This is a genomic window from Robertkochia flava, from assembly GCF_020166515.1.
Taxonomy (GTDB): Bacteria; Bacteroidota; Bacteroidia; order Flavobacteriales; family Flavobacteriaceae; genus Robertkochia; species Robertkochia flava.
Genome location: NZ_JAINZT010000002.1, coordinates 61,459 through 76,758, shown reverse-complemented (window position 1 = coordinate 76,758; position 15,300 = coordinate 61,459). Strand labels below are relative to the sequence as shown.

At 47.3% G+C, this 15,300-nt stretch carries 11 protein-coding genes; 6 read left to right on the top strand and 5 right to left on the bottom strand.

The genetic code is table 11. The annotated features are described in order from the left end of the window. Positions 1 to 328: 328 nt before the first annotated feature. Complete coding sequence (locus tag K7R11_RS00840; RefSeq protein ID WP_224487911.1) at positions 329 to 3,445, bottom strand: VPS10 domain-containing protein; 3,117 nt, start codon at positions 3,443 to 3,445, stop codon at positions 329 to 331. Positions 3,446 to 3,511: 66 nt separating this feature from the next. Next, positions 3,512 to 4,279, bottom strand: a complete 768-nt coding sequence (locus tag K7R11_RS00835) for a carboxypeptidase-like regulatory domain-containing protein (protein ID WP_224487910.1) — start codon at positions 4,277 to 4,279, stop codon at positions 3,512 to 3,514. A gap of 264 nt (positions 4,280 to 4,543) precedes the next feature. Between K7R11_RS00835 and K7R11_RS00830 the strand changes: the two genes are divergently transcribed. Next, positions 4,544 to 5,296, top strand: a complete 753-nt coding sequence (locus tag K7R11_RS00830; protein ID WP_224487909.1) for an MIP/aquaporin family protein — start codon at positions 4,544 to 4,546, stop codon at positions 5,294 to 5,296. 98 nt (positions 5,297 to 5,394) lie between these two features. Then, positions 5,395 to 8,376 (top strand): AsmA family protein, encoded by a 2,982-nt coding sequence (locus K7R11_RS00825; protein ID WP_224487908.1) that lies wholly within the window; start codon positions 5,395 to 5,397, stop codon positions 8,374 to 8,376. Between the two features lie 167 nt (positions 8,377 to 8,543). Here K7R11_RS00825 and K7R11_RS00820 read toward each other — a convergent pair whose 3' ends face one another. Then, positions 8,544 to 9,107: a type 1 glutamine amidotransferase domain-containing protein gene (locus K7R11_RS00820; RefSeq protein ID WP_224487906.1), complete on the bottom strand. Its 564-nt coding sequence runs from the start codon at positions 9,105 to 9,107 to the stop codon at positions 8,544 to 8,546. Positions 9,108 to 9,401: 294 nt separating this feature from the next. On the opposite strand from K7R11_RS00820, the gene K7R11_RS00815 reads away from it, so the two are divergent. From K7R11_RS00815 to katG, 4 genes are all read left to right on the top strand, one after another. Continuing rightward, positions 9,402 to 9,986 (top strand): serine hydrolase domain-containing protein, encoded by a 585-nt coding sequence (locus K7R11_RS00815; RefSeq protein ID WP_224487904.1) that lies wholly within the window; start codon positions 9,402 to 9,404, stop codon positions 9,984 to 9,986. A gap of 122 nt (positions 9,987 to 10,108) precedes the next feature. Beyond that, positions 10,109 to 10,642 (top strand): hypothetical protein, encoded by a 534-nt coding sequence (locus K7R11_RS00810; RefSeq protein ID WP_224487902.1) that lies wholly within the window; start codon positions 10,109 to 10,111, stop codon positions 10,640 to 10,642. Beyond that, positions 10,639 to 11,115, top strand: coding sequence for a YybH family protein (locus tag K7R11_RS00805; protein ID WP_224487900.1), 477 nt, complete (start codon positions 10,639 to 10,641; stop codon positions 11,113 to 11,115). The genes K7R11_RS00810 and K7R11_RS00805 overlap by 4 nt, the downstream gene beginning before the upstream one ends. A gap of 372 nt (positions 11,116 to 11,487) precedes the next feature. Continuing rightward, a complete protein-coding gene (gene katG / locus K7R11_RS00800) occupies positions 11,488 to 13,734 on the top strand; it encodes a catalase/peroxidase HPI (RefSeq protein WP_224487898.1) in 2,247 nt (748 codons plus the stop codon). 89 nt (positions 13,735 to 13,823) lie between these two features. Here the strand turns inward: katG and K7R11_RS00795 are convergent, their stop codons facing one another. Continuing rightward, entirely contained in the window at positions 13,824 to 14,612 is a 789-nt protein-coding gene (locus K7R11_RS00795; protein ID WP_224487896.1) for a phosphodiester glycosidase family protein, read from the bottom strand. A gap of 281 nt (positions 14,613 to 14,893) precedes the next feature. After that, positions 14,894 to 15,265, bottom strand: coding sequence for a YegP family protein (locus K7R11_RS00790; protein ID WP_224487894.1), 372 nt, complete (start codon positions 15,263 to 15,265; stop codon positions 14,894 to 14,896). Positions 15,266 to 15,300 lie beyond the last annotated feature (35 nt).

Sequence of the window (15,300 nt, the reverse complement as noted above, 5' to 3'; positions counted from 1 at the left end):
TGCTCAGGTTTCAGCAAGGCATACTTTTTTAACTAGAAGTTCCGGACATAAGCCAGAACAAAGTAATGATGTGCTTCACTGTTCGCTGTTTCCGGGCTGTTCATTCGAAAGCTCACCCAGTAATCGTTTTGTTCAAACAGGTGTTTAAAGTCAAAGGCTGTCCTTTGCCCGGATCTCTCCCCATGGGCAAAGCAGGAGAGCACATAAAACCACCTGAACCAGGCGTGAGCTTACTAAGGAATGTTGAACTCCGGGGAAATTCACTTGGATGAGATTAATAAAGCCAAAGAGCAGGATCGATCCCGCCCTCTGGCTTTGATATTCATTTTTAATATTCAGTCAGGGAGAGGGCAAACATGGTTTTCATGACCTTCTCAGACTGTGCACTGATCTCGTTGAGCAGTTTCTGATGCTCTTTCCACTCGGCGTTGAGTGCGGTTAGGCGTTCCTTACTTCCCTTGGTAACCACAGGGATCTGACTGTCGGTTTGATTGATCACGGTGAGGTAATGAGCGGTAAACCCATTGACATAGTTTTCCACATCGTCATAGGCCTTAGACAGTCGTTGTACCATAAGCTGGTCAAAAGCCTCCATCTTTTTAAGGAGGGCTTCCGCCTGCGCTGTCTCCTCCGGAAACTTCTTCTTGTCGACCTTCTCCAGGAACCCCTTTAGTTGCTGCAGTTGCTCGTAATTGTGATTGGTGATCTTTGTCATTTCCGTATAGGTAGCTTCAGCCACGCTCATGAATTCATGATATTCCCTGTATTCTTCGGGGGTGGTGGGGTATAACGGATTCGTTTTGATCTCTGCTGTGGTTTCAGTCGATTCCTCCCCGGCCCTGAGTTTGATGGTGTAGGTTCCGGGAATGGCTTTATGTCCGGCGAAACTTCCTTCGATATATACCTTCGGAGCTCCCGGCAGGGAGGTATGGCGCATATTCCAGACAAAGCGGTTGAGTCCTTTCTCTTTAGAAAGTGCCGGATTCGGGGCGGGTGCCCCTTCATAGGCAACGTGGTCTTTATCGGGAAGTGAAGAAAAAGATCGCACGAGCTCCCCGTTTTCATTCCTGATCTCCATGAATACTTCGGTATCTTTAGCCAACTCCGGAAGCTGATAATAGATCTCCATTCCACTTGCGGGATTTACACCTTCGAAGGGATCGGTTCCTGCAGGCTCATTACTGTCCATACTGCTGTACCAGTTGGCCCAGACAGCACTCTCAGGTTGGTAGAGTTTTAATCCGTTGTCTCCTTTTTGATACTGTCGAAGCAGGTTGAGGTCGTCAAAGATCCAGAAGGAACGCCCCTGGGTGGCCACGATCAGGTCGTCATGCCTGAGCAGCAGGTCGGTCACCGGAACCACCGGAAGATTACTCTTTAACGGCTCCCATGAATTCCCCCCGTTCAAAGACACATAGAGTCCCAGTTCGGTACCTGCAACCAGCAGATCTTTTCGTACCGGGTCTTCCCTTACCACCCGGGTATATGCCCCTGTCGGGATGCCTTCCGAGATAAGGGTCCAGGTTTTTCCGTAATTCGTGCTTTTCCAAAGGGAAGGGGTATGGTCGTTGAATTTATAGCGCGTAGTGGCGATATACACCGTTGCCGGATCATGGGGTGACACTTCAATGGCATTCACAAGGGTTTCCGGTAATTTCTTAGGGGTAACATTCTGCCAGGTGCTTCCGTTATCCCTGGTGATGTACACCATTCCATCGTCGCTTCCGGTATAGAAGACTCCTTTTTCATGGGGAGATTCAATAATATAGCTTATCGTACCATAGTTTTCTGCACCCACGGCCTCATTGGTATAAGGGCCTCCCCCATTTCCTTGTTTTGTATCGTCATTGGTGGTGAGATCCGGAGAGATAACTTCCCAGCTTTTCCCCTCATCCCTGCTCCTCATGACATACTGTGCACAATGGTACCAGGTATCCGCCTCGTGTTGTGATTTTATAATAGGAGCATTCCAGTTGTAGAGGTATTTCATTTCTCTCGCCGGAAGTCCCAGGTAGAGGTTGGGTTCTATCATTACATTGGTGATGGCCATCGCTCGGGTGTCCAAAAGATCTATGGTTCCCAGATAGCTGCCTCCCATCACTTTTTCAGGATGGTCCGGATCGAATGCTAAAAAGGCACTCTCTCCTCCGGCCGAAGGCGACCAGTCTTCCCTGCCAATGCTGCCGTCTCCAAGGCCGATGCTTGCTATTTTTACTGAGGTATTGTCCTGCTGTCCGCCATAGATGTTGTACGGAAACCCATTGTCTACTGCCACCCGGTAAAACTGGGCCGTGGGAATATTTTGTTGTGACGACCAGGTTTCACCTCCGTTCAGGGTAATGGTGGCACCGCCATCGTCGGTAACGATCATGTTATCCGGATTGTCGGGGTTGATCCACAGATCGTGATAGTCGCCATGGTGGGTGGTGATCTCTTCCCAGGTTTTCCCTCCGTCGATGGATTTGTAAAAGGAGGCACTGAGTACGTAAACCGTATGCTCATCTACCGGGTCCGGAAACACTTCGATGTAATACCATGCACGCTGTATGAGTCGGTGGTCTTCACTAACCCTAGTCCAGTCTTTCCCTCCGTTTTGGGAAACAAAAAGGCCTCCCTTTTCTGCCTTGGAATCGCTTTCGATCAGCGCATATACCAGGTTGGAATTGGCACGGGACACCGCAATGGCCATTTTCCCTTTTTCTTCCGGCAGGCCGTTTTCTATCTTAAACCAGGTGGCTCCTCCATCGGTAGATTTATAAAGTCCGCTGCCTTCTCCGCCGCTCACCACCTTCCATGGTTTGCGGATATGCTCCCACATGGCGGCATAGAGCACCCTGGGGTTTTGATGGTCTACAGAGAGTTCGCTGCAGCCGGTAAGTTCATTGACAAAGAGGACCTGTTGCCAGGTTTCGCCCCCGTCCGTAGATTTATAGATGCCTCTTTCCTTGTTGGGGCCATGCAATGCGCCCTGGGCGGCAACCCAAACGATATCCGGATCTTTCGGGTGGATAACGATTCTCGATATATGGCGGGTTTCTTTAAGACCCATATGACGCCAGGTTTTACCGCCATCGGTGCTCTTGTATACCCCGTCCCCGTATGAAGTCATCACCCCTCGGGGAGCGTGTTCGCCCATCCCCACATATACGGTTTTCGGGTCGCTTTCTGATACGGAAACCGCACCTACTGATCCTGTTTTAAAGTAACCATCGGATATGTTTTCCCATTGCTGTCCGGCATCGGTTGTTTTCCATACCCCGCCTCCGGTAGTGCCCATGTAATAGGTCAGAGGATCACCCTTTACCCCGGAGGAGCCGTTGGCACGACCACCCCTGAAGGGCCCGATATTACGGAATTTTGCAGGTTCAAGATAGTTATCGAGGTCCTGGGCCTGTGTAATCCCGCATGTAAGGGAAGCCAGGAAAAGCGTAAATAGTTTTTTCATGAGTTCAGGTTAGCTTCAGCTAATTTAAAAGAAATCCACATTAAATACAGAAATTAAAAAAATGGGTTATTGATTTCCTGATGCGGGTGGCAATTCTCCCGGGATGGAAAGGTCTGTTCCCTCCTCCATCGAGGCCGTGTATTGGTGGTAGAGCTGGATGAGCCGGAACCGGAACTGCTCCTTGTTTCCGTTAGGATAGATGTCATTCCAGGAGCCGTTAACCACGGCATAATAGAGAAACCGGTCGGTCCATTCCTTTTCCAGTCCCAGCTCCCGGTTTAAAAAATCGTCGTAATTTCTATGTAAATACTCCTTCAGGTTATTTTCATTTTCCACGGCTACCCGACGTTTTAATCGCTTTGTTCTGCCGGTGATCTTGTTCAGCATCGGAATGATAGGAACGCTTCCTCCCAGGATTCCGAGTAATTGAACCGCTTTGAAGTCGCCCGCTTCCTTAAGTTTCCGTTCATTCGTACTTAATTTTTCAGGGCGCTTATTGATCAGTCCCAGGGCCACCGGGTCCAGGGCCCGGTTGTATTCCAGGGTAACCTCCCCCAGTTCAATGCCGTTTTCCTTCATAACCAGATGGAGATCCTCTCCGTCTAACAGGCTTTCATCAACAGTAAAGATGACGTTCTGAAACCCCAGGTAGCTCAATACGATCGTATCCGAAACGGCAGCAGAAATGGCAAAGTATCCTTCACCATCACTTATGGTTTGAAGGGATTTGCTCAGGTTGAGAATGTGGGCTGCCTCCAGGGGCGCCTCCCCGTTGGTGATGGTACCCTGAAGCATTTGCTCCTGGGCATTTCCAGGCTGGAAAAAAAAGATCAATAGAAGAGGCAGGTAACGGAACAAAGCGTTTTAATTTGATTTCCAAAATACAAGTCCGCTATTCTCCTGCAAAATAAAGGATGGATTTTTAACATAACTTTGATAGACAGGGAATTCGCCGGATGCATCAAAAATTTTCAGCGAAGCAGGTTTAACCCTAAAATAAGTGTATAGGTATTGAATATTAGTTAATTACCGGTATAATTTTTAAATTGAGAATACCTAAGCTAAAAAAACGGATCCTCATACCCGGGGATATGGCCTATGACACCCTTTGCAGCAGAATTTATCGGTACGCTCCTCCTCATCCTTTTAGGGAATGGGGTGGTGGCTAATGTACTTCTCCGGGAAACAAAGGGGAATAACGGTGGATGGATGGTCATAACGACCGGATGGGGCCTTGCAGTTTTTGTGGGAGTGGTGGTTGCCGGGCCGCATAGCGGAGCTCATATTAACCCTGCGGTAACCCTCTCTCTTGCCCTTGCAGGTCATTTTAGCTGGAGTCTTGTGCCGTCGTATCTGCTGGCCCAGGTATTAGGGGCCGCTGCAGGAAGCCTGCTGGTCTGGGTGTTTTATAAAGACCATTACAGGAAAACGGAGGGGCCTTTGGTCAAACTGGCAACCTTTGCTACCATTCCTTCCATCAGGAATTGGAAGAGCAACCTTTTTAGCGAGGTGGCGGGTACATTCGTTCTTATGATCACCATCTTCTTTTTTACCGAACCCGGATTGAAGGAAGAGGTAACTGTACCCATTGGATTGGGTTCGATTGGAGCCATTCCCGTTGCATTTCTGGTTTGGGCTATCGGACTTTCCCTGGGGGGAACCACCGGTTATGCCATTAACCCGGCAAGAGATCTGGGGCCCCGGTTAATGCATGCCGTATTGCCCATTAATCAGAAGGCTTCGAGTGACTGGGAGTATGCCTGGATACCTGTTATCGGACCTTTGGTCGGAGGGTCCTTTGCTGCCGGAATTTATTTCCTCCTAACCGATTTAGCCTTAAGAGGTGTGTGAGAAATTAATGTGCTAAATTTATAAGGAAATCCACATAACTAATCTGCCCCGAAATTTTATCGCTAACGCCCCTCCTTCATGCTTAAGAAGTATCACAGATGAACACCGGAAGGGAAGAAACACAACAAAATAAGAAGAGGCCACCCTGGTTTAGGAAATGGCTGAGAATTCTGGCATGGGCATCGGCCCTGCTGGCACTGACATTGATTCTTATCACCGCTTTCTTCGAAGATAAGGTCATGAGTCGTGTCGGAAAGGAAATGAATACTATTTTCCTGCACCCTGTTGAATACAGTGACTCCGGGATGAGTTTTTTCAGAAGTTTTCCCGCAATTACCTTTTCTTTTGAAAATATGAAGATAAAGGGGAGCGATCCCAATGTGGCAGATCCCGCGGTGGAAATACCTTCCCTGCATATTAGTTTTGATTGGGTCAAACTCCTGGTTACCGGAAAGATAGAGGTAGACAGGATCAGGATGAATACCCCCGTAATTCGAATTCATGTGGATAAAGAAGGGAATCCCAATTATAACTTTTTGAAAAAGGGCAATAACGGATTGGAGAAACTCCTCAATAAACTTACGGAAGAAGGCAAGGTGCTTAACCTGAAAGGGATCTCGATGCATGCAGCGGAGATGTATTTAAAAGATTATGCCCGGAACCTGGATCTGTATATTGCAGGCTGGAACCTGAAGGCAAGCGGTGCCTTCGAGGCAGGGGATATTCGCCTGGAGACCGATTCGCGAATGAAGGAGGTGGACATGACTTTAAAGGGGTATAAATATCTCAACAATAAAGTTCTCGAGTCGCAGCATATTACCATTATCCGGCCCAATGCGTTATCGGTGTTTTTTGAGCGAAATGATATGAACATCAATAAGCTGAATTTCGACTTCCAAGGGCAATTGGATTTCCTGGAACGCGGCCTACGGGTCGATCTGTTGCTGGAATCGGCTCCCGGAGAGCTCTCCGATATTATCTCAGCCCTTCCCGAGCGCTTTGTGAAATGGCACAGGGTAAAAGAGTTAAACCTTTCGGGAGATGCGGTAACCACCATTCAATTAAAAGGACTTTCGGAAGCAGCAACGGGAATAAGGCCGGATCTTAAGGTTAATCTGTCCTGGAAGGATGGCACCTTACTTCCCAAAGGTGTGAAGACGTCGATGCGGGATATCTATGTTGACCTGGAGGCAATAGTACCGGGATTGGATCTCAATCACATGCGGGTTGATCTGGATACCATAAATTTTACGAACGGGGATAAATTTCTAAAAGGGCATTTCAATTTAGAAAGAAATGAACACAAGCTGATCATGGATGGAAATTTATCAGCCAGGTTAGACCTGGAAAACCTCACCCACTCACTTGGACTGGATAGCATAGCCTTTAAGGGAGACCTAACCTCTGATCTTCAGATCCACGGGACCTATGACACTGTAAACCGGGTATATCCTGCGATGAATGGCTTTTTAAAAGTGCGGGACGGGAATCTGAACACCGCCTATTACCCGGCCCCGCTTGAAAATATTCAGCTCGATATGGACCTCTCTCATGACGGGGTGCATCCTGAAAAGGGGACTATGAAGATCAACGAAGCCAGGTTTGATTTCGAAGGGGAACGGTTCTCGGCAGATGCGCTGGTGGAAGATTTCACCGATCCGCTTTTCACCGTGCGCTGTAAGGGAGTCCTGCGCCCGGGAAAATTGAACCGGGTTTTCGGCCGGGAGGATATTGACGTGGATGGTGTGGTTAAGATGGATGTCATGCTAAAAACACGGATGAGCTTAGTCAGGAATTATGAATTTAACAAGATGGTGAGCAGTGGCGGGTTTGATATGGAAAATATGACCCTGAAAAGCCCGTACCTTAAAGCTCCAGTGAAGCTTGAGGCTGGAGCATTCAGATTCAGTAAAGGCTCCATAAAATTTGAAAAATTCCTGGGTAGCTATGCCAGGAGCAACTTCTCCATCAATGGAGAGTTACGCTCTTTTTTAAAGCATCTCTTTTATGATGATGAAAAAGTACAGGGGCGATTCACGGTGGAGGCTGATCGTGTATTTCTTGATGATTTTTTGTTAAAATCCGGGGAGTTAACTGCCCGGGCATCCCAGGGGCAAAATGAAGTGATCCCGGCTGATAAGCCTGATGGGTTGCAGGAAGGAGTTTTACAAATACCAGGTTTTATTGACATCACCTGCGATTATAAATTTGGGGAATTGGTGTTGGAAAATCTTAAAATCCAGGATTTTGAAGGGTTGGCGGCCATTGTGCAAGGGGGCATGTTTATAAAGGAAGGCCGTTTGAATATGATAGGAACTTCCCTGCAACTGGATGGCGTGTATAAAAGCTTTGGCCCTGAAAAATCCTATTTTGAATATGATATTGAAGTTTCTGAATTTGATATTGAGCGGGCTTACCAGGAGGTTGAAATGTTCAGGAACCTGGCGCCCGGGGCAAAGAATGCCTCCGGGGTGGTCGGGCTGGATTACCAGCTTTCCGGGGTGTTGAATGAAGATATGAAGGTGTTGCTGCCTTCCCTTGAAGGGGGTGGTTTAATGACGCTCAGGGATGTAAGAGTAAAGAATAACGATATTTTGGCAGAAGTTTCTAAAAGTACGGGGAATAAAGAATTACTGGATGCCGAGTTGAAAGAGATCGGGATACGTACCCATATTGATAATGGAATCATAGATGTGGAGGAATTTAATTTCAGAGTTAAACCCTTTCGCCTGCGTATGCAAGGGCAAACCACCCTGGACAGGCAAATCAATATGAAAATGCGCCTGGGTCTTCCTCCTGGGGGAATTTTAGGGATTCCTATAAAGATTACCGGGACTCCGCCTAATTTACAGATACGTCTCGGTAAGAAGACTAAAGACCTGGATGAAGCCTTCTATGATGAGGATGGATTGACTGAATTGCAGATGGCAAAATTCAGTGCGTTTAGCGACTCCCTGACGGCCGATATGAGCATTGGAGAACTCCAGAAGATGAAGGAGCGAATTTTAAATGCTCCTTCGGGAGAGTTCAGGCCTTCGGGAGCGACTTCCGACGGAGTAAAGATCAAAGAAAATCAATAGTTCCTGAGCATTGCAAAAGGACCTGTACAGGGTTTTACCCCATTTAAGACGTGAATATCCCGGTTACCTCAATGCGGCTTTTTAAGGCGAATTGATTGAGAATTCCACAAAAAAAGAAACGGTGATTCACCGTTTCTCCTTATCGTTTACGATACTGTTTTAACAGATTATGCGTCTACCACCTGTTCTTTGTGTTTGCCTTCCCGTACCTCTTCAATGATCTTATCAATGAAAGCCGGAAGGTCATCAGGTTTTCTTGAGGTAACCAGTCCGTTGTCAACCACTACCGGACGGTCTACCCATTTAGCGCCTGCGTTTATCACATCATCCTTTATACTGTAGTAAGAAGTTACAGTTCTGTTCTCAATAACTCCCGCACTAATCAGTAACCAGGGGGCATGACAAATAGCTGCCACCGGTTTGTGATCGTCAAAGAATGATCTGATAAAGATCAGTGCGTCTTCATGGGTTCGCATCAGGTCGGGGTTAGCTACTCCACCTGGAAGTACCAGGGCGTGATAATCACTGGACCTAACCTGGTTGACCAGGACACTTACCGGGATGCTTTCGCCCCAGTTATTGCCCTTCCAACTTCGGATTTCACCTGTTTTTACCGAAACGATATCTACCCGTGCTCCTTCTTCTTTCAGAGCCTTTAAGGGTTCGAATAATTCGGAATGATCAAAACCATCTGTTGCCAGAATGGCGATTCTTTTATTTTGAAGTTTCATAATCTTAAGTTTTATTAATTTATGTATTCAGTTAACACTAAATAACCTACAGTAATTATAGGCTTAAGTCAAGGAATTTAACGGTTTTAATAGAACCTTAAGGGTTATTAACACTTCTATTCCCACGTAGTGTCCGGTTTGATGAGAATGGATCATACAGCTTTGCAATTCCAGTTTTTTTCGGGTGCAGCGAACTTGACAGATTCAGCGTGTTTTCTTTGTATTCCGGGACTTTCTGGTGGCATTTTACTGGATGTGATCTGCAGGTGTAAAAGGGGATATCCGCAAGAGATCATGCACACCTATTTCGAGCTGGACGTAAATCATATGGCTCTATTCGAGCCTGGAAAAGGATATCATTATACCGACACAGGATATGTGCTGCTAGGTTATTGTATCCAGGAGTTAACCGGTAAGCCGCTGGCTCAGAATTTCCGGCAACGGATAATAGAGCCTCTTAAACTTTCCAACACCTATCTGGAGTTTTACGAAAAGCCCGAAGAAAAAAGGGAACAGGCACATGCCTTTATGGGAAGTCTGGATGTAACCGCTTTTATCAACACCTCATTTGACTGGGCCGGAGGCGGATTGGTTTCCACCACCAAAGATCTCACTACCTTTATAAAGGCTCTTTTTGAACTAAAACTTTTCAGGGATCCTGAATTGCTGCAGGCGATGATGGCCAAAGAGGGGTATGGACTGGGAATGGGGACGTACGCTTTTGGGGATAAATTGTGGTATGGGCATACAGGATTCTGGGGCAGTGCCCTTTTTTATCAGCCTGAAGACCAACTTACCATCTGTATAACCTTCAACCAGGTTGCCCCTCCATTTGATACCACACAAGTGATCCGGAAATTAGCGGAGGAAATGCGTTAGCGAAACATACAGGTCGATAGAAAATCTGGCACCCCACTGTTTAATGGCATAGTTCTTTGATACTGTATGTGTAAAGATGGTGTATGGTATTTTTTGGCGATATTTAGGGGAAATAACATCCAATGAAAAAAGTTTTACTCACAGGAATTTTCGTTTTCCTGATTGCCATACCTGTCACAGCCCAGTCAGGGGAAGCACCTCATCATTTAGAAAGAACGCAGACTTTAGATGCCATGGTCGAAACCCTGTATGCGGTTATTTCAGGCGAAAAAGGAGAGGTGCGCGACTGGGAACTCTTTCGCAGCCTGTTTCACCCGGAAGCCAGGTTGATCCCATCCGGTAGCGGTCGGGAAGGGAAGGTACAGGCAAGATTTATGAGTGCAGACGATTATATCGCCTCTTCCGGAAAATGGCTGGAAGAGAACGGATTCTACGAAAAGGAAATTCACCGGGAAACACAGCAATTCGGCCCGGTGGCTCATCTGTTCAGCACCTATGAGAGTTATCGTTCGGCCTCAGATCTAAAACCTTTCATGCGAGGTATTAACAGCATACAGCTCATGAACGATGGCGAGCGCTGGTGGATCCTGAATATTTTCTGGACTCCGGAAACACCCGATCTGCCCATACCCGATAAATACCTTCCGAAGTCATGAGAATGGATAGCCTTTCCAGACTCCGGCGTAGCACGGCTAAAATAGGTCTGGCAACTATGTTTTTTATATGCTGCAGTAGTATGCATGCCCAGGTAGAATTGGACACGGAAAATACTGTCCGGGAAATTTTCGCTGTGGAAGCAGCGTTTCAGCAGATGACAGAAAATGAGGGGATAGCCGGGGCATTCCGCTTCTTCGCTGCAGACGATGCCGTGCTGAACAGGGAAAACATCCTGATTAAAGGCAAGGATGCCATTTATAACTACTACGATAAGGAGCGCTTTGAACACGTAAGAGTAACCTGGACGCCGGAAAATGTGGAGGTTTCCAAATCAGAAGACCTGGCCTTCAGCTATGGCCGGTATCAGTGGATCATGACTGATGATCAAGGCAGGGAGCAACAACTTACCGGAATTTATATGACGGTCTGGAGGCGGCAGGAGAATGGTGAGTGGCGCTATATCTGGGATTGATCATCGGTCGAATAACCTGAAACTTTTGTAGTACTGCCAACGCATATGCCATTCCTTTCCCGGGAAACCGGCCAGGCATCGGATACTCCTGTTGTTGTTTCTCTTTGTGGTAAGGAATTTTCAGGGTTCCTGGTCCTGAACTCCCCGAGGTTCTTCTTATCTTTATGAGAGTTTTCTGCTGTCCCGAATAAGCCCTCCGGCTTTATAAACCTGCCCACGTCTTACCCTTGCACAATGATCAGTTTTAATGATCCCTACCTAGATTCTTATAGGCTTTGCTAATTAGGTTATTGTGAATAACAATAAGCATCAGGCAAATTTTCGATAGAAATGCTCTTAATTTATAGAACAGATAATAAATAAATTGATAAAATGGATAATAAAGCGCAATCTAATGACCACGCCAAGATTTACAATGTAAACAAGAGCGCGGCAAAATGCCCTTTTATGGGCGGAGAGTTAAAGAGTGTCGCAGGAGGTGGTACAACCAATCGCGACTGGTGGCCCAACCAATTAAATATTAATATTTTACGTCAGCATTCAAGTCTTGCCGATCCGATGGATGAGGACTTTAATTATGCCAAGGCCTTTGAAAGTCTCGATCTGGAAGCAGTGAAAAAGGACCTGGCGGAGCTGATGACCGATTCCCAGGATTGGTGGCCTGCAGATTACGGACACTATGGGCCCTTTTTCATCAGGATGGCCTGGCATAGTGCAGGTACCTACAGGATCGCCGACGGACGCGGTGGAGGTGGGTCCGGAACCCAGCGTTTTGCCCCGCTCAACAGCTGGCCGGATAATGCCAACCTGGATAAGGCCAGATTATTGTTGTGGCCAATTAAGCAAAAATACGGGAAGAAGATCTCGTGGGCAGACCTGATGATCCTTGCCGGAAATGTGGCCCTGGAAACTATGGGGCTGGAGACTACCGGATTTGCAGGGGGTAGAGAAGATGTCTGGCAACCCGAAGAAGATATTTACTGGGGTTCAGAAGGAGAATGGTTAGGCGACAAACGATATACGGGCGACCGGGAACTGGAAAATCCGCTTGCTGCGGTGCAAATGGGGCTGATCTATGTGAATCCCGAAGGGCCTAACGGAGAACCAGATCCGTTAAAAGCTGCAAAGGACATTCGCGAAACCTTCGGACGTATGGCCATGAACGATTATGAAACCGTAGCGCTGATCGCAGGAGGTCATACTTTTGGAAAGACCCACGGTGCTGCCAACCCGGATGAATATGTGGAGTCTGAACCCGCGGGAGCAGGAATTGAACAAATGAGTATGGGATGGAAGAACAACTTCGGATCCGGGAATGCAGAAAATACGATTACCAGTGGATTGGAAGGAGCATGGACTCAAACCCCCACCAAATGGAGCAATAACTTCTTTAAAAACCTCTTCGAGTTTGAGTGGGAACTTACCAAAAGTCCTGCCGGTGCATATCAGTGGACACCTAAGGATGGTGCCGGTGCGGGGACCGTACCTGATGCTCATGATCCGGAGAAGAAACACGCTCCGTTCATGTTGACCACCGACCTGGCCCTGAGAATGGATCCGATTTATGAGCCCATCTCAAGGAATTTTTATGAGAACCCCGATGAATTAGCGGATGCTTTTGCCAAAGCCTGGTTTAAGCTAACGCACAGGGATATGGGACCTCTGAGCCGATACCTCGGACCGGAAGTGCCTAAGGAGGAGTTTCTGTGGCAGGATCCGCTGCCGGCTGTAGATCATAAGCTGATTGACGATAATGATATTGCAGACCTCAAGGGGAAAATTCTCGATACCGGGTTATCGGTGTCAGAACTGGTAGGAACCGCATGGGCTTCGGCCGCTACCTTCAGAGGTTCTGATAAGCGCGGTGGTGCTAACGGAGGGCGTATTCGCCTGGCTCCCCAGAAAGACTGGGAAGTAAACAATCCGAAGCAGCTTCAGAAAGTGCTCACCGCCCTGGAAGGGGTTCAAAAGGCGTTTAACGATGCCGGAAAGGATGGGAAGAAGGTGTCTATGGCCGACCTGATCGTTCTGGGAGGATGTGCCGGAATTGAAAGCGCTGCCCGAAGCGCCGGTCATGATGTAAAGGTGCCGTTTACGCCCGGAAGAACAGATGCCACGGAGGAGCAAACCGACGTGGAAGGTTTTGCACCCCTGGAGCCCCTGGCAGATGGATTCCGGAATTATATCAAGGAACATTATATGGTCTCTGCAGAAGAGATGCTGATCGATCGTGCCCAACTTTTAACCCTTACCGCTCCGGAACTTACGGTGCTTATGGGTGGATTAAAGGCTATCAATATCAATCACGACCAATCTTCAACCGGGGTATTTACCAATCGGCCGGGTACCCTGACCAATGATTTCTTTGTTAATGTACTGGACCTGGGAACCACCTGGAAGGCGATCTCCGACGATCAGGAAACCTTCGAAGGCCGCGATCGTAAAACAGGAGAGTTGAAGTGGAAGGGAAGCCGTGTAGACCTGATCTTCGGATCTAATACGGAACTTCGTGCCCTGGCTGAGGTATATGCCTGCTCGGATGCACAGGAGAAATTCCTTAAAGATTTCGTGAAAGCCTGGGATAAGGTGATGAACCTTGACCGGTTTGAACTTAAATAGAAACAGTACCGGAGAACAGTTTACAGTTTGAATTTAGTTTTATTTGCAGATAGCCACCCTTGAGGGTGGCTATTTGTTTAATAATGGATTTAATCTTTTGTCTTGGGAAGGATCACAAGCACATTGACCACCGCCCGCTCTCCTGTAGTGTCACTTGGGGTGTTGATCACTCCCATGCCTTTTACCCAGAGGCTGGTCGATCCACCACCGTCCAGATTTATGGCATCCTTACATCCTGCCTCCAATAAGAATTCCTGCAATTCCGGCAGGGTCATGCCCGAGGCTGTATCCCTTCTCCCATCTACTGCAACCAGGATCAAAGCCTCTTCGGTAGTACATAGACAACTTCGTGGATGTCTTTTATTTACAAAAGCCGGACGTTCGGGAAGAACAGATCTGTTTCCGCCTTCCAGAAGCATCGGACCCGAAACCAGGGCTTCTTTTTCCATAAGAGATATTTCATAGGCTTCTTCCTGTTGAAAAGGCTGCAGCCTGAGATTATCATCCCTGTCGATGATGATGATTCCGTTAAAAAGGGATGGGCCGTCAGAACGGGCGTTCCTGCTTAGCACGGTATTGTCATTTTCATAATAGGTAACCATTTCATAGGTCTTGGTATTGAAAAAACTGCCGTTAATGGCTACAAGTGCATCCGACCTTTCAGCGAATTGGCTATTGGTCAGGGCTGTGCCCTCAGCGATCAGGATATCGGGTACGATTTCTGAAAACAGGCGCAACGGAATCGAAACCATAGCGATCTGCTGTGCAGGATCGGTACGTATCACGGAGTCGATTATGAAACCATCGGGAACCTGGGCTTCAGATCCCGTATTCCAAAGGATCGCAAAAGTGGTAAGGAACAGATATAAGTATTTCAAATCAAAGCAGGATTTAAGGTTAAAAGGGCTGTGGATCTTCGAAAGGGAAACCAGGTTTTTTACAGGGAGCATGCTGTGGCCAATATAGTGTCATAATATCAATAGTGCCAATAGAGGATAAAAAAAGGAACACCGTGGAATGGGATATCTGAATGGACGGAGATTAGATCCGGAGCACTGCCGGGGGTATTATACCTGCCCCTGGGATATTTCTTGGTTTGATCCATGAGTTAACGATATACTGTAAATATACAGTAATTTCTTTCCTTGACAGCTGGGCCTTAAATGGCTTCTTTAAACGCTTCCTCCGAGCCAAAGATATCTTCGTTTTCAGAAAAATCCAGGACTTCGGCGTCCTGAAGGGATCTTTCAATCTCATCCAGTCCTTTTTCCAGCCGTAAAGGCGTACTGAAATACCTGCTACTGGCAAGTACAAGTCCGTTGCGGGATAACCGGAAAAAATGTTTCCCTGCCGGCGTTGATTTTTTGGTCAGGGTAAACTGATCGAACTGCACCCGGATCGCCTCAATGATCTGTTCACAATCTGTCTTATGTTTACAGGCAAGGCTGCTGAAGATCGGGGTACCCCGTTTCGAAGTGAAATCAAATTTAAAATGTCCGTTTTTCCGTTTGCTGATCACAAACATTGCCATAAGATGTCAATTTTTAGGGTTCTTTTCCGTTGGGG

Excerpts from the sequence above, each read along its gene's own strand:
- K7R11_RS00805 (WP_224487900.1), top strand. The coding sequence starts at position 10,639 with ATGAGAATGGATAGCCTTTCCAGACTCCGGCGTAGCACGGCTAAAATA.
- K7R11_RS00825 (WP_224487908.1), top strand. The coding sequence starts at position 5,395 with ATGAACACCGGAAGGGAAGAAACACAACAAAATAAGAAGAGGCCACCC.
- katG (WP_224487898.1), top strand. The coding sequence starts at position 11,488 with ATGGATAATAAAGCGCAATCTAATGACCACGCCAAGATTTACAATGTA.
- K7R11_RS00810 (WP_224487902.1), top strand. The coding sequence starts at position 10,109 with ATGAAAAAAGTTTTACTCACAGGAATTTTCGTTTTCCTGATTGCCATA.
- K7R11_RS00840 (WP_224487911.1), bottom strand. The coding sequence starts at position 3,445 with ATGAAAAAACTATTTACGCTTTTCCTGGCTTCCCTTACATGCGGGATT.
- K7R11_RS00790 (WP_224487894.1), bottom strand. The coding sequence starts at position 15,265 with ATGGCAATGTTTGTGATCAGCAAACGGAAAAACGGACATTTTAAATTT.
- K7R11_RS00830 (WP_224487909.1), top strand. The coding sequence starts at position 4,544 with ATGACACCCTTTGCAGCAGAATTTATCGGTACGCTCCTCCTCATCCTT.
- K7R11_RS00815 (WP_224487904.1), top strand. The coding sequence starts at position 9,402 with ATGCACACCTATTTCGAGCTGGACGTAAATCATATGGCTCTATTCGAG.
- K7R11_RS00820 (WP_224487906.1), bottom strand. The coding sequence starts at position 9,107 with ATGAAACTTCAAAATAAAAGAATCGCCATTCTGGCAACAGATGGTTTT.